Annotated in this window: 19 protein-coding genes and 2 pseudogenes; 8 read left to right on the top strand and 13 right to left on the bottom strand. The window is 47.9% G+C overall.

The features are described 5' to 3' along the window. Nucleotides 1-195: 195 nt before the first annotated feature. The 11 genes and pseudogenes from B5F29_RS05670 to B5F29_RS05620 form a co-directional block, all read right to left on the bottom strand. Nucleotides 196-2,358, bottom strand: a pseudogene (locus tag B5F29_RS05670) (VirB4-like conjugal transfer ATPase, CD1110 family); the annotation flags it as partial. After that, the gene (locus B5F29_RS05665) at nucleotides 2,318-2,704 is read right to left on the bottom strand and encodes a PrgI family protein (RefSeq protein ID WP_087153689.1); all 387 of its coding nucleotides are present in this window, start codon (nucleotides 2,702-2,704) and stop codon (nucleotides 2,318-2,320) included. The pseudogene B5F29_RS05670 and the gene B5F29_RS05665, both read right to left, overlap by 41 nt. A gap of 20 nt (nucleotides 2,705-2,724) precedes the next feature. Beyond that, entirely contained in the window at nucleotides 2,725-3,594 is an 870-nt protein-coding gene (locus B5F29_RS05660) for a VirB6/TrbL-like conjugal transfer protein, CD1112 family (RefSeq protein ID WP_002587408.1), read from the bottom strand. Nucleotides 3,595-3,662: 68 nt separating this feature from the next. After that, the gene (locus B5F29_RS05655) at nucleotides 3,663-3,881 is read right to left on the bottom strand and encodes a Maff2 family mobile element protein (protein WP_038273692.1); all 219 of its coding nucleotides are present in this window, start codon (nucleotides 3,879-3,881) and stop codon (nucleotides 3,663-3,665) included. 214 nt (nucleotides 3,882-4,095) lie between these two features. Beyond that, a pseudogene (locus tag B5F29_RS05650) lies at nucleotides 4,096-4,344 on the bottom strand (VirD4-like conjugal transfer protein, CD1115 family); the annotation flags it as partial. Between the two features lie 309 nt (nucleotides 4,345-4,653). After that, entirely contained in the window at nucleotides 4,654-6,297 is a 1,644-nt protein-coding gene (locus B5F29_RS05640; protein WP_087153688.1) for a recombinase family protein, read from the bottom strand. Nucleotides 6,298-6,372: 75 nt separating this feature from the next. After that, complete coding sequence (locus B5F29_RS16535; protein ID WP_164488372.1) at nucleotides 6,373-6,537, bottom strand: hypothetical protein; 165 nt, start codon at nucleotides 6,535-6,537, stop codon at nucleotides 6,373-6,375. Nucleotides 6,538-6,805: 268 nt separating this feature from the next. Then, on the bottom strand, nucleotides 6,806-8,191 hold the full coding sequence (locus B5F29_RS05635; protein WP_242955585.1) for a virulence-associated E family protein: 1,386 nt from the start codon (nucleotides 8,189-8,191) through the stop codon (nucleotides 6,806-6,808). Between the two features lie 55 nt (nucleotides 8,192-8,246). Next, complete coding sequence (locus B5F29_RS05630) at nucleotides 8,247-9,473, bottom strand: serine/arginine repetitive matrix protein 2 (RefSeq protein WP_087153687.1); 1,227 nt, start codon at nucleotides 9,471-9,473, stop codon at nucleotides 8,247-8,249. Nucleotides 9,474-9,896: 423 nt separating this feature from the next. Beyond that, nucleotides 9,897-10,202, bottom strand: a complete 306-nt coding sequence (locus tag B5F29_RS05625) for a molecular chaperone (protein ID WP_087153686.1) — start codon at nucleotides 10,200-10,202, stop codon at nucleotides 9,897-9,899. After that, entirely contained in the window at nucleotides 10,186-10,479 is a 294-nt protein-coding gene (locus tag B5F29_RS05620) for a hypothetical protein (RefSeq protein WP_087153685.1), read from the bottom strand. The genes B5F29_RS05625 and B5F29_RS05620 overlap by 17 nt, the downstream gene beginning before the upstream one ends. Nucleotides 10,480-10,810: 331 nt before the next feature. Between B5F29_RS05620 and B5F29_RS05615 the strand changes: the two genes are divergently transcribed. From B5F29_RS05615 to B5F29_RS05580, 8 genes are read left to right on the top strand one after another with little or no spacing between them, the layout of a single operon-like run. Further along, a complete protein-coding gene (locus B5F29_RS05615; RefSeq protein WP_087153684.1) occupies nucleotides 10,811-11,659 on the top strand; it encodes a helix-turn-helix domain-containing protein in 849 nt (282 codons plus the stop codon). A gap of 25 nt (nucleotides 11,660-11,684) precedes the next feature. Next, nucleotides 11,685-12,161, top strand: coding sequence for a very short patch repair endonuclease (locus B5F29_RS05610; protein WP_087153683.1), 477 nt, complete (start codon nucleotides 11,685-11,687; stop codon nucleotides 12,159-12,161). A 49-nt stretch (nucleotides 12,162-12,210) separates the two neighbouring features. Further along, entirely contained in the window at nucleotides 12,211-12,420 is a 210-nt protein-coding gene (locus B5F29_RS05605) for a helix-turn-helix domain-containing protein (RefSeq protein ID WP_082382894.1), read from the top strand. Between the two features lie 14 nt (nucleotides 12,421-12,434). Continuing rightward, the gene (locus tag B5F29_RS05600; RefSeq protein WP_087153682.1) at nucleotides 12,435-13,631 is read left to right on the top strand and encodes a DNA cytosine methyltransferase; all 1,197 of its coding nucleotides are present in this window, start codon (nucleotides 12,435-12,437) and stop codon (nucleotides 13,629-13,631) included. Further along, complete coding sequence (locus tag B5F29_RS05595) at nucleotides 13,618-14,352, top strand: PmeII family type II restriction endonuclease (protein ID WP_054338965.1); 735 nt, start codon at nucleotides 13,618-13,620, stop codon at nucleotides 14,350-14,352. The genes B5F29_RS05600 and B5F29_RS05595 overlap by 14 nt, the downstream gene beginning before the upstream one ends. 24 nt (nucleotides 14,353-14,376) lie before the next feature. Continuing rightward, on the top strand, nucleotides 14,377-15,471 hold the full coding sequence (locus tag B5F29_RS05590) for a DNA cytosine methyltransferase (RefSeq protein WP_082382892.1): 1,095 nt from the start codon (nucleotides 14,377-14,379) through the stop codon (nucleotides 15,469-15,471). Between the two features lie 4 nt (nucleotides 15,472-15,475). Then, nucleotides 15,476-16,099 (top strand): hypothetical protein, encoded by a 624-nt coding sequence (locus B5F29_RS05585; protein ID WP_087153681.1) that lies wholly within the window; start codon nucleotides 15,476-15,478, stop codon nucleotides 16,097-16,099. Next, on the top strand, nucleotides 16,092-17,252 hold the full coding sequence (locus B5F29_RS05580) for a DUF262 domain-containing protein (protein WP_087153680.1): 1,161 nt from the start codon (nucleotides 16,092-16,094) through the stop codon (nucleotides 17,250-17,252). The genes B5F29_RS05585 and B5F29_RS05580 overlap by 8 nt, the downstream gene beginning before the upstream one ends. Nucleotides 17,253-17,494: 242 nt before the next feature. On the opposite strand, the gene B5F29_RS05575 is transcribed toward B5F29_RS05580, so the two are convergent. Together B5F29_RS05575 and B5F29_RS05570 are read right to left on the bottom strand one after the other, a co-directional pair. After that, on the bottom strand, nucleotides 17,495-18,685 hold the full coding sequence (locus B5F29_RS05575) for an IS256 family transposase (RefSeq protein WP_087153679.1): 1,191 nt from the start codon (nucleotides 18,683-18,685) through the stop codon (nucleotides 17,495-17,497). Nucleotides 18,686-18,796: 111 nt separating this feature from the next. Then, nucleotides 18,797-19,021: a DUF6809 family protein gene (locus tag B5F29_RS05570; RefSeq protein WP_087153678.1), complete on the bottom strand. Its 225-nt coding sequence runs from the start codon at nucleotides 19,019-19,021 to the stop codon at nucleotides 18,797-18,799. Between the last annotated feature and the right edge of the window lies 1 nt (nucleotide 19,022).

The raw sequence follows: 19,022 nt of genomic DNA, 5'->3' as shown, positions 1-19,022 counted from the left end.
TATATTCTGCATCACGCAGGTTCAAGCTCTATGCGTTGCGTGTGACTGCCATTTTACGGACAGCCTTCCACTCGGATTAGGGCGCTGCTCCCTTCCCGATTTCTTCCGCATTGATAATACTGACCTACTTGCCGATTTCAGTCAGTACGGCGTGGTCTGATTCTCTAAGCGCATAAACAAGAAACAGACCTGTTCACCTGTGGGGATGCCGCCCCACTTTCTAAAACGCTTCCAGATTTCGACTGTATAGGCCGCCGTCTGCTCCTCTTTCAAGAGAAGGTGCATCTCATCAATGTAATATCGGGTGGACTTATGCGCCGCCCGGTTGATGGTAACACGGTTCCATACCTGATCCTGCACCACCAGCATCCCGATTTTTTTGAGCTGCTTGCCCAACTCCTTGATGTCATAGCAGACAATGCGGTTCTGGATATTCACATTGGTACGGTGGTTGAACACATTCAGAGAGCCGGTCACATAGATTTCCAGCGCCGTAGCGATGTACTGCGCCTCTTTTTCTTCCTGTGTCCGCAGCAGATCATAAAGGTCCTCCAGCACCGGCATATTCTCCGGGCGCGGGTCATTGAGATAATTCTGATAGACCATCCGCACACAACGGTCAATGATGGTTTTCTGCACCGGCTGTAAGCCCTCCTTGCCGCCCACAATCAGCTCGCACAGCGACAAAATGAAGTCAGACTTCAAAGACAGCGGGCTTTCGTCATCTGAATAATCCAGATTCAAGTCCATCGGGTTGATGTAGTCACCGGATGTGGGTGAAATCTTGATAACTTGCCCATGCAGACGCTCCACCAGCGGAGCATACTCTGCCTCCGGGTCGCAGATGATGATGTCATCATTGGTGAGCAGAAAACAGTTAGCGATCTCGCGCTTGGCGCTGAAGGACTTACCGGAACCGGGTGTACCAAGGATCAGTCCGTTGGGGTTCTTCAGCAGCTTGCGGTCCACCATAATGAGATTGTTGGACAGGGCATTGATGCCGTAGTACAGCGCCTCTTTGCCATTCTGGAAAAGTTCCTGAGTAGTAAACGGCACAAAAATAGCCGTGGAGCTGGTAGTCAACCCCCGCTGGATCTCGATTTGGTTCAGGCCCAGGGGCAGAGAGGACATCAGCCCCTCCTCCTGCTGGAAGTCCAGCCGGGTCAGCTGGCAGTTATATTTCTGCGCGATGGAGCTGGCCTGAAAGATGTTGTTGCCCAGCTGACGGGGATTGTCCGCCGTATTCAACACCAGAAAGGTCACAAGGAACATTCGCTCGTTGCGGCTCTGCAAATCCTGCAAAAGCTTCTTGGCCTCGGCTCCGTAGGTAGCCAGGTCGCTGGGAATGATGTCCATATCGTATCCTGCGCGGACGGCTTTTTTCTGCTCCTCGATCTTGCTCCGATCCAAATCTGTGATTTTTCTCTTGACAGTCTTAATGGCCTTGACCTGATCCACCGACTGGATGTGCAGGTTCACGATCAAGCTGGATTCCATATCCAAAAAGTCTGCCAGCATCCGGTCATTCAGCTCCGGGGCGAGAATCTGCAAAAAAGAAACTGTCCCGTATTTCTTACCCATACGGAACTGCTTGCCGGTGCGGAACTCAAATGAAGTAGGAGCGATAAAGTCCTTGGTGGAAAGGCCGGAAGGAGCCAGCCAGTCCCATGAGAAGCAAAAAGGCACCTGTTCATCCATGTGGAAGATACCATGCAGCTGGGCCAGCCGCGCCATACCGTTTAACACCTCGGCAGAAACGCCCAACCGCTTGAAGTTGTTGAGGATGTCAGTCTCAATGCGCTCCAGCCGGGGCTTTGCCGACCTGATGTTGTCGGCGTCAATGCCGAAGGTCAGATACTTGGTCTTGATAAGACCGTTGTTTCCTTTCGCCAGCTGGTTTTGCAGCATCTGCGTGTACTCAGCCCGGATGCTGTCAAAATCGTCCTCTTGAGGTGGAATAGAAATGGCGCTGGCAAAGGTCTCTTTGGATGCCGCCAGATTGAGGAAGGACAGCTGAAATGAAATGGAACTGTCGAAATAGTTGAGGAAGTCACACCAGCCATCAAAGATTGCGGATTTGTCCTCGTTCTGAGAAAGCTGATAATTGATGTCCTGAAACTGGATGGTCTTGGTATAGTGGCACTCTGACACGCGGCAAATGCCGTCCGGCCACATCCGTTCATAAGGGATGCTGTCCTGAGCCGATTTTTCCTTCCGGTCCGTGCGGTTGGCACGGGCGATGGCGGCCTCGATCTGCTTCTTCTCAGCACGGGACAGCTTTCTTCTTGCTTTCACCGGCGGCGTCTGTTTGCCATCCTTATCTGCCTGCCGGTTTTTCTTTGCTGTGAACAATGTCATACACCTCCTTGTCGAGCTTTTCCTGCCGTTCCAACACGGCATAGAAGTTGTTGGTCTTATACGGGCGCTGTTTTGGCCGGATCACGGCAACCTTAATGATGTTGCTGATGATCTTTTCCAGGGGCTGACCGTGCTTCTCATACATGGCCAGCATGAAGAAGGGCAGCATGACCAGCATCATGCACATGGCCGCCACACTGCTTCCCGCAGGCTCCCGGAGCAAAAAGAAAAGTGGTACGCCGATAAGCGCTCCGCTGCCAAAGCAGACCAGCTGCCTCTTGGTTAAGTTGAACATGACCTTGGTTTTTACTTTCGTCAGGTCTTTGGGTACGGGTACATAAGCCAATGGAATTACCTCCTTCCATGTCAGTGGGCATTAAACACAGCTTTTGCGAGGCTGCCGGTCTTAAAGAGCGTGAAGCACAAAAGAACCGTATAGCCCACGCAGCTCCAGATTGCCATAATGATGTCGGATTCCGTGGCGATATTCTGCACCAACACCGCGTAGATTGCCACGCAGACGATAATGAGAAACGCCTGAAAGCCCAGGGCAAACAGGGAGCGCAGATAATTCTGACCCATGCCGCCCCATTCCTTGCCCATCATGGTAGCCATCGGAATAGGTGCTACTGAGGTCACGAGATATATTTCCAGCATACGGCCATAAATGACAATGAAAATACAGATATACAGCGCCCACATGGTAATGCCGATAAAAAGCGATTGGAACCACAGACCAAACAAAGGTCCCAGTTCCATCTCCATCAGGCGCGGCTCCAAATCGCCCATCACAGAGGAGATGTCGATGGATGCGTCTGCGCCGATGACGCCGGATGCCTGCGCAACCACGCTTTGCGCCATATCAAATACGCCCATCACAATGGACCAGGTGTTGGTAACGATGAGAATGGCGGCGGCACTTTTGAACATCCATTTGAAGATCATCCATGTGTCTACATCGTGCAGGTTGTTTTTGTCTGTAATCATCTGAATCAATTCAATGGTCATGACCGCAGCCAGAATCACACCTGCAATCGGCACGATAATGGAATTGGACAGATTTTGGATCATGCCGAAAATACTGCCGTTCCAGCCCTGCGGGGTTTGCCCCACCTGCACGGATATATCCGCGACCTGTTGGTTTACGCTGTCGAACATCCCCGACAAGTTGCTCATGATGCCGCCCACCAGCATTTCCTTCAGCCATGTGGTGATTGCCTCAAGTAAGAAATCCATACGGTGTTACCTCCTTTCAGCCGCCCCCGCATGACTGCGGGGACGGCAAGGATTTCCTGTGGGGACGATTAGACGGTAAACAAACTGGAGAGCAGAGGAACGAGGACCATGCCGACTACGGCCACACCAGCGCCCGCCATGAGCTGCTTCATTCCCTGGCTTTTAGCTCCGGGATTGTCATTGCCGTAGCCCTCCAAGAGGTTGATGACACCCCAAATGCCGAGACCGGCACCGAGTGCGATTACGAGGGTCTGAAGAACGGTGATTGCCTGAGTAAAAAATGCCATAAATAATTATTAGCCGGAATCATTTGAAAAGTTGATTAGTCATGTTTCATAGGCATACAAAAGCCGGAACAATCTGCCGCCCGGTTTCCGGGGGCCTGATTCCGGCTATCCTCCTTTTTCATTATTTTTTTGTGATTGTCCGCCTTGTACGCCAATGGCCTCCAAAGAGGCAGTTGGGGCAAATAGATAAGATCACTCCTTTCACAGCGGAACATTATTCATCGCCCGTAGCGTCTACCTCGTAAACATCGTAGACCTCGCTGGACTTGGGTTTCAGCCGGGCGGACAGAAACGCTTCAATGTCGAAAGCGTTCTTCGGGTTCGCGTCGGCAGTGTACTTAAAATTGGGATGCTTGGTGATGTCGTACTTATCCGAAAGGAAAGGCCGCACACCGCGCAGCTGGAGGATGCACTTGCCGCCATCCATGACGGCAAGCTCGTCCTGGCTCATCAACTCTTTGCCACAATGTCAAGTGATGAATTCAAAAATGGGCAAAAAAATAACCCTTCTCGGTTAAGAGAAGGGTTGGAACGAAACCGTTCAGTTTGTTGTTTAGCTTAAATGGGGGAGCTTACTTGTTTTTGGAACCCGGCTCAAATTCGTCCTTACACCACTTTACGAAGTTTCCGGAATGAAGCAAATATGTGCGTATGGTATTAGGCTGTAAATATCCACTATTTTGGGCTGTCAGCACCTCTTGCTCGTATTTCTGAAACAGCCTTTCAAGTTCTTTAATAGTAGAAATATCTGTTTTCATAAAAATCCCTTTCTTCACATAAATATTTCGCCAACAAAGTTATAAACGATCCTGACCTCCTGAACTTTCTGACCATCAACCTTCTTGACCTCGCCCACCAGAATACGGCTGATCAGGCGGTTCAGAACCGTTTCATCCAGTTCTTGGATAGTGGCATACTGCCGAATCTCCCGGATAAAGGTACGGACTTCACTTTCCTGAGCGTCAGACTGCTGAAGTATTCGCATCAGTTCCTGCAAACAACGCTGATTTTCTTCCTGTTCCTGCTCCATGGCGGCGGTCAACTTCACAAACCGCTGCTCAGAGATCACGCCTTTGGCCTTATCGGTATAAAGGCTCAGAAACATATCGTCAATTTGTCGGTTTCTGGCTTCCAGGCGCTCACGCTCTTTCTGCATCTCGGAAGCATCCGCCATATATCGGCGCTCCATCCGGCTGCTCAATCGCTGATAAAAGGCATCTGCATCTTTGAGCGCCATCGCTGCCAGTTCCTGAATATCCTTCAGAACGAGATTATACAAATCCCTGGCTTCGATTTTATGGCTGGTGCAGGCGTTTTTGCCCAGCCGGTTGTAGGTCTGACAAATATAATACGCCTTATCAATCGGTTCCCGCATCTCGCCGGTAAAGCGGTTTTTGCCAGTTCTGCCGACCTTTTCATACCGTACCTGCATGGATTTCCCACAGGTGGCGCAGTAGATAATGCCGTGGAACAAGTTGTAGAAGGGGCAGGCATTGCCTTTCATAATAGGTGGCCTGCGATCCACGATGGCCTGTACCTGCTCCCATTCCTCCGGTGTCACAATCGCCTCATGGCAGCCCTCAATGATTTCCCAGTCCTCACGGGGAATGATGTCATAGGTGTTGGAGCGAATCCCTTTCTGGTGTGTCCGGCAAACCAGATGAGCGCCCTTATAAAACGGGTTTCGCAGGATATGGCTGATTCTTGCGCCGCCCCACGCATAGTAATTGACATCGCAGGCGGTATTTCCTTTTACTCTTGTGATGGGAACCTTGTCTTCCATCAGCTGCTTGGCAATCCGCATACAGCCCCAGCCATCCAGTGCCAGGTCATAGATTTTGCGAATCACCGGCGCAGTCTCCGGGTCAAGGATTAAATGCCCCCGATCCTCCGGGTCACGCATCAGCCCCAGGGGAGGCTGTCCGCCACAGAACTTTCCCTGTCGGGAACGGGTCATACGCCCCGCCAGCACTTTCTTGGAAATATCCCGGCTATACATATCGTTCAGGATATTCTTGAACGGCGTGATATCCATTTCCTGACGGGTCAAACTGTCCACGCCATCGGTAATGGCAATATAGCGGACATTGTGTTTAGGGAAGAAGATTTCAATATAACTGCCGGCTTCGATATAATTTCTTCCCAGTCTGGACAGGTCTTTGGTAATGACACAACCGATTTTATCGGCCTCAATATCGGCAATCATTTGCTGAAAAGCCGGACGATTGAAATTACGGCCTGTGTAACCATCGTCCACATAATACTCATACTGGAACATCCCGTTTTTTTCGGCAAAGTCCCGAAGCATGATTTTTTGGTTGCTGATACTCATGCTCTCGTTATCGCCGCCATCATCCAGAGAAATACGGCAATAGAGGGCTGTGATTTTCTGATTGACTTGTTTTTTCCTGCTCATAGCAATCTCCTTCTATGAACAGGGACACGATATACACATTATACCATGCCCCTGTTTTTTCTTCAACAAATACCCTCAGCTTGCCTTGCGTTCCAGCCATTCTTCAAAGTGTTCGCAGGTTTGCCGTTCAATGAGTTGTTCGAAGGCTTCCTGCATGGTTTTCTCACCAGAAAACTCCCGCACCACGATAAACTTTACTTTTTTGCTCTGCTTGTTTTCTTGCTTTTGGGTTTTCTCCATAGGCTACCTCCATAGATCAGAAAAGCCAGACAAAGGGCATCCGGCAACGAAGTCCGGCAACGGACTCCGAAAAACCTGTAACCTATCGTCTGGCCATCGTTTCTTACTTTTCAAATTTTCTTGTGAAATCTCGTTGCTTTCGTTGTCAGAGAACAAATACCCACCAAAAAGCCTTGCTTAATGGGCATTTATCGTGTCCATACCCCCATTTTTACGGCAACAAAGTCAGCAACCAACCGACAACCAACCGGGCAACAAGCCCTGTAAATCAGGCAATCCACTCCTTTGGCAGTTCCAGCTGACGGACTTCTTCCTCGCTCAGTTCTACAAATCCATCTTCGTTGTCGGGCAGTTCGTTGCCGGAAATCTCCCGTTCCCAGCCACGCTGACGCCCATATCCAGCAAACATCCGTGGGTTAGAGAAAGGCTTCCAGCCGGTCACCACCGTGTTCATGATCTCGTTGATGTTGTGCAGCTGCCACCGCTTCGGCTCCTCAAAAGAGTGTCCCAACGCTTCCTTGAACAGCTGCTTGGAGCAGACCACATTGCCGGTATAGTGTTCCAGAAAGCCCTGAATCTGCCCGGCCTCGGTATCCTCCGGCATGAAATCCTTCTGAACCTCTACCAGCTGTCTCTGAATCTCCTTTGAAAATTTCATGGAATACTCGCCGCTGCGGTAAATGGTCATAGCCTCGGCCCACACCTGCAACAGATATTCTCTGGAAGCGGCTTCGTTCTCCAGAATGTGAACCTCCGCTTTCTCTGGGTAAATCATCACTGGCAGGAACCGGCGGTTTCCGGCCCGATCAAGGGGCAGAAAGTCCAGTGTATTAGAGGAACCACCGAACACACACTGCCTCAGCCGGTCTTTGGGCTGGGATTCATAGGGCGTGCGGTAGGTTTCCTTTTGGCGGCTGATAAAGGAGCGAATTTCCTCGATGCTCTTGGCGTTGCTGGTGGCAAGCATCTCCGACATCTCGATGATCCAGTGGCCTTGCAGCTTGGCAAACACCTTGTCATCGTCCAGCTTTTTCAGATCGTCAGAGAACCACTCATCCTGTATAGCCAGGAAGCGGAAGAAGGTGGACTTTCCGGCTCCTTGGCCGCCCACTAGACAGAGCAGCTCCTCATACTTGGAACCGGGATGGAACACCCGACGGATGGCTCCCAGAAGGAAGTGCTTGAGCATTTCTTCCACATAGTTGTTCTCGTCTGCCCCTAAAAAGTGATGCAGACAAGAGCGTATCCGGGGTATGCCGTCCCAAACCAGGCCATTCAGCACATCCTGGATAGGGTGATAGCAGTTTTCGTTTGCCACGATGGAGAGCGCCGCCATCAGCTTCTTTTCACTGGTCAAACCGTAGTTCTGTTCAAAGTAAAGGAGCAGATATTTGACATCGGTATCGGTTAAGGCGCTGGTGCTTCTGCGCCAGCCCAAATTCCGCACAATATCAATACGGTCGGTCAGCAGATTCAGTCGGATTGCGCCCCGCAAAAGCGGATCTTGGCAAAACACCGTGCGGCAATTTCCAATGGTGTTGGCCGGCTGTCCTTTCTCGGTGACAGAGAGACTTTCCCGTACCTCATCAACGGTCAAGTCCTCACTTTCGGCCTGCTGGGTTGCAGGCGCTAAGCTCTGCGATTCACTGTTCAATGTTTCTCACCTCCTCAAGAGAAAGGCATCTGATTTGTTCGCAAAATCGGATGCCTTAAAGCTCCATATCCTGTTTTTTCTGCTGCTTTTTCCGGTTGGATTCTCTCTGTGCGCTATCGTGCTTGGCTTTTTTCAGGAAAGCAAGAATGGATTCCTTGGCCTTTTCCTGAATCTGTTGCTTGCCAGCCTGCTTGACCTCCGGCTGCATCAGCTTCTTCTGGATTTTTGACAGAGCAGACTGCATGGCATTTTTGATTTTGGAGATCACCCCATCCAGCCGGGCGGCGGCATACTCACGCTCTTTTTGCGGAGCTTTTCGTTCCGGCGAGAGAACCCAGTTTTTCGTTTCCTCCACCAACCGGATGTCCTCCTTATGGGTTTCCAGCCGGACAGTATCGGCGACAACCTCCACCGCCTTGTCATAGGCAAGTTCCGAAACTTCCTCCACCAGTGTTTCCACATCCTCAATTTTCAGGGTCAGCTCCTCCAGCTTCTGTTCCTGGGCGGCCAGCTGCTCCTTTTGCTTCATCAGAATGTAGTCCTGCTTCTCCAGATACGCCCGCCCACCATAGGACGGTTCCTGCTCCAGATGCACCCCATGTTTTCGGCTGATGTCAAAAAGCAGCGTCCGGCATACTGCATCAAAGGTCTGCTTGCGGTTGTTGTGTTTGCCCTTGGGTTTACTCGGATCGGGCAATTCAAAGCCCAGTTCCTCCAGCGCCTTTTCCTGTTGGGGACACAGCTCCCCATACCGGTTTTTACAGTCAAACACATGGCGTTCATGGATGTGGGGCGTACCCTCATCCAGATGCAGCGCCCAGTCCAGAATGTGGATATGGGAACCAAAGCGCCGTTCAAACTCCTCGTAAAATTCGCTGACAATGAGTGCCAGAGTACCCGGTGGAACGGATTCTTCCATGGTGCCAATCTGGTAGATACTTTCCTCCGGGCAGGTCTTGTTATTTTTCAAAAGGTCTTCCACCGTACGGTTGCGCTCGGTGTGCCGGGTTTTCTCGTTCCGGGCATTCTGGGCATCCACATGGTCGGAATAATGCTCGTAGTAATACATCCGCTCAATTTCTTCAAAGCTGAAATCCGGCTGTTCCGGATTTTCCCGAAGTTCCGGGGTGGTGAATCCACGGTAGCAGTCCCAGTACACATTTTTCTTGGCTCGCTGGGCATCAATGTGTTCACTGTTTTCCACATCAAACCGGCGGTCATTGTGCCGGGGATTATAGGTGCCATGCTTGCCGGAGCGTCCGTTATGCCGTGTCAGTTTCAATTTTCATCCCTCCATTCTCCGTTGATTTTCCCGAAGGGGAGCAGCGGCGAAGCCGCCAAACCTGCGGATTTCTGCGTCAGGTAATACCCAGTACGAATTGACGCAAGGCATCAACTCTCCCTGGGCAAGGCGTTTCACCCTTGACCCGATGGGGCGGCTGCCCTCAACCCGCCAATGGGCCTTGCCCCTTGACCCCAACAGGGCGCTGCACCCCTGTACCCAGCACAAAGAGCTTGCCGTCCTCTGTACTCCTGCCCGGAGAAGCCGACTTCCACCGCTTGTGCGGTTTCTGTCAGCTCCTCCGGCTCTGAATGCTCCTTTTGTCGCATTTCCCGGCATGGGGGATACTGGGGTATTACGATACCAATTCACCGCAAAAATACCGGGTGCAGACCCCCTATTTTCCCGTGAATTGACCCGATTTCAGGCGCTCTCCTTGTCCGTCCGCAAAACCTGAAATCCGTGCTGTTTGGCGTACTCTCTGGCAGCAGCCAGCCGCTCATCGCTGTACGGCGGCACCAGACGGATGGACAGCCGGGACTTATCTATCACATAGGTCACGCTGCCCTCTGTGGTGCTGCGCTCCAACTGGCACAGCTGGGGATACTTGCGGCTGAACTCGGCCAGCCTGCGCTTCAGATCGGCGTTGAAGGTGTAGATACTGGCGGTGTCATCCGCCTCGTTCCAGTTGATGATGGTTTCTTTCTCATACTTAGACAGCTTCGTCATACAGATCCTCCTCATAGTCGGTGTTTTCCTTTACCAAACGCAGGCGGCGCTTGGCACTGTAATACTCGTCCATCTCCGCACGGAGCTGGTGATAAAAACCGGTGTACCAGCTTTCGGCCACCTCCATTTCCATCTTCCGGGCCAGCTCCAGCATCCGGTGTTTGGCCTGCGGGTCAACGGTCAGGGCAGTCAGCCATTTCAGCCGTGTCACCGTGTTGTGGTGATTGGGACAGGCAAAGTCGTACAGCACTTTCTTTTCTCGAATACTCAACTTCATAAAAATCAACCTCCTAAAAGTTTATTTTCCATGTGTTAGTTGCCGGTTTGCCTGCAATCGCTCCTGCCCGGATTTTCCCCAGCGTATTGTCCTCCTTGGTGCGCTCCTGTCATGGCGTCACTTCCCCAAAGGTCATACCCCTTGCAGCCGGTCATTCAATTTTCAAGGTTCTGTGTCTCCTGACAAAACTCATTTTACCGAAAAAACAGGCCCCCTCCCGTATGTCCAAAACGATGGAAAACGGCTTAAGGTCAGCATATTTCCACGCTTATGGAATCATGGTATAATAGTTAAAAACGGCAGGATTTTCCTGATGAGAGGGGGAATTTGGATGCACACAAAACTGTCTATCCCGGAACGGCTAAAAGACTTGCGGGTGGTGGATAAGCACTTGACGCTGGAGCAGCTGGCTGAACAGACCGGGCTTTCCAAATCTGCTCTCAGCAAATATGAGAGTGACGATTATAAGGACATCAGTCCCTTTGCTATCGCTACGCTGGCGGAATTTTATGGGGTGTCCACCGATTACCTGATGGGGTTGTCGGAAAATAAAAATCACCCAAACACAGAGCTTCAGGCCCTGCATTTGAGTGATGATATGGTTACATTATTGAGCAGCGGAAAAATCAACAACCGGCTGCTGTGTGAGATTGCCACACATGAGAACTTCCAACGGTTGATGACGGATATTGAGATTTTCGTTGACCGGATCGCCGATATGCGGATCGCCCAGATGAATCTGGTGCTGGAGGCCACCCGGCAGGAAGTGATCCGCAGCCATGCGCCGGGAGAAAATGACCTTTATGTCCGCACGCTGGAGCTGGGACAGGTACAGGAAAGTGATTTTTTCAGCCACACAATCCACGACGATCTGGACAGTATCGTTCAGGATATTCGTCAGGCCCATGTCACCGACCGCACCACCGCCGATCCACAGCCGACCTTCACAGAGGTCAAAGAAAAATTTGACCGTGCCATGCAGCTGGGCAGTAACGAGGAACGGATAATCCACGAGTTTTGCGACCAGATGCAGATTCCCTTCGACAAGATTGCTTCCGAGGATTTCTCGGCGTTTATGCGGATATTGAGCCTGTCCAAGCTGCTGAAGAATCCCAACAATATGAGAGGGAAGGCCAGGCCGCAGGCATACCATGGAACAAAAAAGAAAAAGCGAAAATAGAAAGGGGTAATATGAGGAGGTTTTAATGAGCGATGTAATGACTCCTAAACAACGCAGCCAAACAATGAGCCATATTAAAGGCAAAAACACCAGTATAGAGATTTTATTGCGAAAATCACTCTGGCATAGAGGAATACGATATCGAAAAAATTACAAAAGATTGCCCGGAACCCCAGATATAGCGATAACCAAGTACAAGATTGCCATCTTTTGTGACAGTGAATTTTTCCATGGCCATAATTGGGAAATCAAGAAGCAAAAACTGGGGAATAACCGAGAATATTGGATTAAAAAGATTGAGCGAAATATGGCACGGGATCGTGAAAATGATCTCAAACTGATTGCTATGGATTGGGTTCCTATACATTTTTGGGGGCAAGAGATACAAAAGCACACAGATGAATGTGTAGAAGCTGTCGAAGATTTGATTTTCGAGTTGCAGATGATGCAGTTTGATGGTATGATAGAGGATGCGAGGGACTGTGTTGAAGATATAAAATAATATTTTTATATCTTCAATTTATAAGTTTACAATCACAAGGAGTACCCTTATGACGATATCAGAACAGATCAAAGTGCTATGTGTGCGCTCCAATATCAGCGTTGCGGAACTTGCAAGGCGAATGGGGACTACACCACAAAATTTTAATTCAAAAATGAAACGGGAAAGTTTCACAGTCTCTGACTTAGAATATCTGGCGGAAACGGTGGGGTGTTCTTTTGAGCGCCATTTTGTCCTTCCAGATGGCGAAAAGATTTGATTAGGAGGGCATACATGGATTTTCTGCATTACAAAAATAACACCTCAAACCGGGATGTGATTTCCCTTTTTTCCGGAGCGATGGGATTGGATATCGGCCTTGCAAAGGCGGGTCTGAACATTGTGATTGGACAAGACTTTGACCCTGCCTGCGTAGCCACTATGCGGGCAAATGGCCACAAGGTATTGGGCGGAGATATCAGAGAAATTGATGCCGCAGATTTGCTTGAACAAGTTGGGCTTGCACAAGGAGAACCTTTCCTCATTTGCGGCGGACCGCCTTGCCAGCCGTTTTCCACTGCTGGAAAGCGGTTGGGAATCAATGATCCCCGTGGAAGCTTGTTCATGGATTTTATCCGAATGATTGACTATATCCGTCCCCGTTTCTTCATTATGGAAAATGTGAAAGGGATTATGTCTGCCCCGTTAAAGCACACCCCTCTTGCAGAGCGTGACAAAAATGATCCTGAACAACACTTGGGCACGGTTCTGGATGTTATCCTTTCTGAATTCAACAAGCTTGGCTATAAAACTGTGTATGGGGTTCTGGATGCTGTAAATTATGGCGTTCCTCAATTCCGTGAACGGTTTGTTTTGATTGGAAGCAGAGATAACGAAGATATTTTTCTGCCATTCCCGACCCATTTTCAAATGCATCAAGACCCTGCTTATCGCTGGCGTACACTCCAGGATACCATTAAAGATTTAGAACATAACTGTGGAGAATGTGCTGCGTTCAGCAAAGACCGTCTTGCATATCTCCGCCTTGTTCCGGAGGGTGGGAATTGGCGTGACCTTCCGGAAGATGTAAGAATGGAGGCAATGGGTGGTGCTTATGGATCAGGAGGAGGAAAAGTGGGCTTTTACCGACGGCTATCTTATAGCCAGCCATCGCCTACATTAGTAACATCTCCTGTTCAGAAGGCAACAATGATGTGCCATCCAACCCAAGATCGCCCTCTTAGCATACAAGAGTATGCCCGTATCCAGCAGTTCCCTGATGATTGGAAATTCATGGGGACAAGTGTTGCGAAATACCGGCAAATTGGTAATGCCGTTCCGGTAGGGCTGGCAACAGCGTTGGGGAAAGCTGTGCTTTCTGTTGCAGATCAGTCTGCTGAAATCCGGACAAAGCGGTTTAGAGGGACTGACATCCATCAAAAGTTGAAACAAGCTATCGAATTAGGGGGAAGCTGCTATGCCAATAAATAATAGTTACAACGAAGCTGCTATCGTGGAAGCAATTGCTACTGCGTTGGATAACTTCTATACGAACTTAATTAAAAAAGTAGACAGCCTAAATGTAAAAACTGTCATGAAACGCAAAAATCCGTATCTGTTCCGAGCCAAGGCTATGAATGGGGCGGCTCAGATTATTGATGCAATTCTTGCCGCTTTTGTGTCCTCGTCGGAAGAAACGATCTTCGGCAATGTATTCTTTGAGCCGATAGCCACCGCTGCCGCCCAGGGTCAGAAAGCATTGGCTGAAGGTGTGGACATTATGGTGGAACGGGATAACACTATCTATGCCATTGCAGTAAAATCTGGTACAAGCGTTTTCAATGCTGATAGCCGTAAAAAGCAGGAACAAAACTTTATGGCAGCCAGCAAGTTGGCACAGCAGGCGAAGAAACGCTTTGTCCCGATTGTTGGTTATGGTTATGGGAAGAAAAAAGTGTCCAATCGTGGACTGCCAAAATTCTATATGGAACTGGCGGGCAAAGATTTCTGGACAGAACTGACCGGCGATGAAGAGTTCTACATAAAGCTGATCCGCTTCATGGACAAGCTGCCTGAGAAGTATGTGGAAGAATTCGACGCATCTTACCAGAAGGCCGCAAACCGGCTCGTCCGAGAGTTTACCCAGGAGTTCTGCTTCGAGGATGGTAGCATTAACTGGGAGAAACTTGTAGAATTCAACTCGGGCAATTAAAAATTATTACCAGGAGAGAAAAAGATGGATGTTGAAGTTTTTTCTTTTTTCTCTGGATTGGGATTTTTAGACTTGGGATTTGAAAATGCCGGCTTCAACATTGTCTTTGTTAATGAATACAATGAGCAATTTCTGAAGGCATATCAATATGCACGAAGATATAATGGACACATTCCAGCTTATGGGTATAGTCATAAAGATGTTAGAGAATTTTTGTCGGATAAAATTTGGAAAGAATCATTTCCCGGCTATGACAATCGAGAGAATAAATTAATCGGTTTTATCGGCGGACCTCCTTGTCCAGACTTTTCTACAGCAGGAAAAAACAAGGGGGAAAATGGAGAAAACGGACAGCTCACATCTGTTTATGTAAAATTACTTATTAAACATAAACCAGATTTCTTTGTGTTGGAGAATGTCAAAGGGTTGGTTCATACTAAAAAACACAAAGAGTTTTATGAACGTATGAAGCGGAAATTATACCGAGCTGGTTATTCTTTATTTGATTCATTAGAAAACGCATTGGAATATGGTGTTCCTCAGTATAGGGATAGGCTTGTACTGGTTGGTTTGCTGAGAAGCAGATTTGGAAAGCAACTGAATTTTCAGATTGGACAACATCATCAATTTGAAATGGAAGAAATAGAAGATATTAACTGGCCAAGAACTGCACCATTTGTCGAAAATGGACATTTAGATGAACCGGAAGGAATTATAGATGAATTAACAGTCGAACACTGGTTTATTCAGAATAATGTCGAACACCATCCCAATGCAAATGATATTTTTACTGTGAAAAGCACCCAGAAATTTATCACAATCCCAGAAGGAGATTCTGGCGGAAAATCGTTCAAGAGATTGCATCGCTGGAGATATTCTCCAACAGCAGCTTATGGGAATAATGAAGTTCATCTTCATCCATATTTAGCCAGAAGAATCAGTGTAGCGGAGGCATTAGCAATACAATCATTACCAGAAGATTTTTCCTTGCCTCCAGATTTACCACTTTCAGCAAAATTTAAGATGGTTGGAAATGGTGTACCTTATCTGTTGGCACTTGGAATTGCAAATGACATTTCTGAATGGATTGACCAGTTTTTACACAGAATAGAGGAATAGACAAATGGCTACACAAGATATTCTCAAGGAAGATTTATTGACATTAGATCCAAAAGCATTTTATTTAAAACATATTGTGAAATCGCATAACTGGTATTTTTCAGACTATCTCCATTTTGCTCCGGATGAGATTGTAGATAAAATGGATTTCTTCAAAGAAGTGGTATCTACAAATTTAGGAATTAATTTTCATAGTATGCAAATTGTAGGGAGTGCCAAAACAGGGTATAGTTTGTCCCCTAAGAAGGTGTTACAGCCTTTTCACAATCGAGATGGTAAAATAGACTCCTCTGATATTGATATTGCTGTTATTTCGGAAAGACTATACCTACATTTTTGGACGCTTTTGAGGAACACAAAAGGGATATATAACCAATACTATTATCAATACTTAACCGCTTCCATATTCCGAGGGTATATTAATGACAAAAACCTTCAGAAAATAGATGGTATACGTGAAGAATGGGATGAATTAGTTTCCCCCATAAATGTAGCGTTGCAAGATAAACTCCGCTTTGAGCATCCAATTACATACCGAATTTATAGAAGCTGGGAAGATTTAGAAGAATACCAACTTATAGGAATATCTAAGGCGAGAGCTGCATTGGAGGGCAAGAAAAATGTTTAGCTTTAGTGATAACAGAAAAACAGTTAGCGAAATATTTACAATGTTCGATGAAAAAAAGCTGATTGTTGATGATAGCTATCAGCGCCGTTCCGTATGGAGCGAAAAAGACAAAGTACGTTTAATAGAAACTATTTTACTCCAATTAGTTATTCCAGAACTTTTTTTCTGGAGGGCTGACACTGATCCCGAAACGGGTGCATCTATTACGCATATTGTTGATGGACAGCAAAGAATAAAGGCAATCTATTCTTTCATCAACAATGAGTTCAAGTTGAAATCGCAATTTTTATTGGATGACAGCATTAAGAAAGCTTACGCAAATAAATATTTTAGAGATTTAGATACTGAAACGAGAAAAACTTTTTGGAATTACCCATTAATGATAATAGAAATTGATTCCAAAGCAACTCGTGATGATATCATTACTATGTTTAATCGTCTTAATCTTACAGATTATAACCTAAACGATCAAGAAAAACGGAATAGCGTATCTGGCGAATTTGCGGCACTTGCAAGGGAAATTTCCAACAATTCGTTATGGGACGAAAGGCGGCTATTTACTGGCCCGGATGTAAAGCGTATGAAGGATGTGGAATTTTGTGCATCGCTTTTGCTGCTATATCGTAAAGGAATAATAGATCAAACTGATCAATCTGCCCTCAATCAAGCTTATGAGGAGTTGCAAGTCGAATATAAAGATGCAGAACGTGATAAAGAAGCAGTATGTGCTGCAATAGAAACGATATCATCATTTTTTGTTTCTGATGGCGTTACCAAATTTCTAAGAAGAAAAGCCCAACTATACACCCTGTTTTCTGTTGTATTTTATATGCAACGAGAAAAGATCGAAGTTGATCAGCACCACAAAGACCGTTTAGAATCATTCGTTAAACTCTATTCCATCTTTGATAATGATATGGATTTAACAGGAAAAATTACTGATCCAGAAAAGACACTGTTTGATTGGTTGAAAAAATATAAACTTGCATCATCCGAAGGCTTAAATAAGCACACAAATCGAATGATTAGATACAATGTGATGAAGGATTTTCTCTTTAGCTTAACAGGAGAGTTAGAAGCTGCTCAAATCACTTTATACGAGAAAATGAGATCTAATTCAACTGATAATGTAGCAGAAGATCCCGAAGAGTAAGTTGAGTGTAGCAATATATAGCTGCATACTATCCTATCTCACTGAAATAAAAAGCGGCACACATCAACTTCTCTTAGGAGTTGGTCTGTGTCGCTTTTGCTTATGACTTTTTAAACATTAGCTGCTAATTTTTACTGTTTTCCATAAATTCATATACTTCTTTCATCAGCATCATTCCCAAGGAAAAGGGTAGTGTCAAGGATTTTTCGCAAATTGGTTTGCAGGCTCCGTGATAAATGAAGTCAGCCAGCAATGGAGGCATCCTCTAGGGCAGCCTCCAGGTGCTTCATGTTCATGTACTTCTTGTTGCCCCATTGGGTACCGGCCACATGGCGCAGCCGGGCACAGACCAGCATGAGGGCAGAGTTACCGTCCGGGAAACTGCCCACCACGCGGGTGCGGCGGCGGATCTCCCGATTCAGCCTCTCAATGACATTGTTGGTGCGGATGCGAGTCCAGTGCTCGCTGGGGAAATCGCAGTAAGTCAGCGTCTCCTCAATGCCATCCTCTACCTTCTTAGCGGCCTCCTTCAGTTTCATGGAGCGGAGTTCTTCCACCACAGCTTTGGCCTTCTCACGGGCAGCTTTCTTGCTCTCCTGAGCGTGGATCGCCTTGAGCATCTTGGCTACCAGCTTTACCTTGGAGCGAGGCGTGACTGAGAACACATTGCGGTAGAAGTGAACGGTACACCGTTGGTATTTGGCTTCAGGGAATACTTCTCCCACAGCCTCCAGCATACCAAGGCACTTGTCGCCAACCACCAGTTTGACACCGCCCAGACCACGCCCGCGGAGCCACTGAAAGAAGCTGACCCAACTGGCCTTGTCCTCTTTCATGCCCTCCGCGGCACCTAAAACCTCACGGTATCCGTCCTCATTGACCGCGATTGCCACCAGAATGGCTACATTTTCAAACTCTCCGCCCCAGTTGCGGCGCAGGTAGATCCCATCCACATAGACATACGGATAACGCCCACCCTGCAAAGAACGGTTCCTCCAATCCTCGATGTGGACATACGCTTTCTTATTCAGCTCACTGATGGTGGAGGGAGAGACCTTGCTGCCCCACAGAGCTTCTGTAATGTCCTCCACACGCCGGACCGATACGCCTGCCAGGTACATCTCAATGAGAGCCTCTTCCACGCTGCTCTCCCGGCGGCGGTACCGCTCAATGATGGCAGTCTCAAAAGAGATCCCCTTGAGCTTAGGCACCTTTAGGGTAACATCCCCGGAAGTGGTGGTGAGGTTGCGGCTGTAGTGGCCGCTGCGGTAGCCCTGCCGCTGCTCATTGCGCTCATACCGGGCTGCCTGGGTCAATTTCTCTGCCTCGGCCTCCAGCAGCTCGTTAAGGGTCTCCTCCACGCTGCCGCGCACGAGTTCCTTGAGCTGCCCCTTGATTACCTCCTCATTTAGCTGTACAATCTTCTCGGACATGGTTTGCTGTCTCCTTTCAGAATGGTGGTGTCGCAACTTCATTCTACCAGAGTTCTGCAAACCATGTCTCTTTTTGTCCATTTTTTAATTTGCGAAACTTATTCTACCTTATCAGGAAAAGCCGTGTTGAAAGTGCGCTTCCAACTCCATGCAGTGAACATCAATCACATGGGTGTGAAACTGGTTGACCAGCTCCATCTGCTCTTTAGAGAGCTTTTCCTCTAACTCAGTAAGCAGTTCTCCGGTATGCCTATGTAGCTTGCGGTATTCTTTTTCATGAGGAACTACCTGTTCTGCGGGGTAGATATTACCACAATATAAGTCATCTAACACCATC

This window comes from Lachnoclostridium sp. An196 (assembly GCF_002160135.1).
GTDB classification, from domain to species: Bacteria; Bacillota; Clostridia; order Lachnospirales; family Lachnospiraceae; genus Hominiventricola; species Hominiventricola avistercoris.
This window is presented reverse-complemented; position numbering and strand designations above follow the sequence as displayed.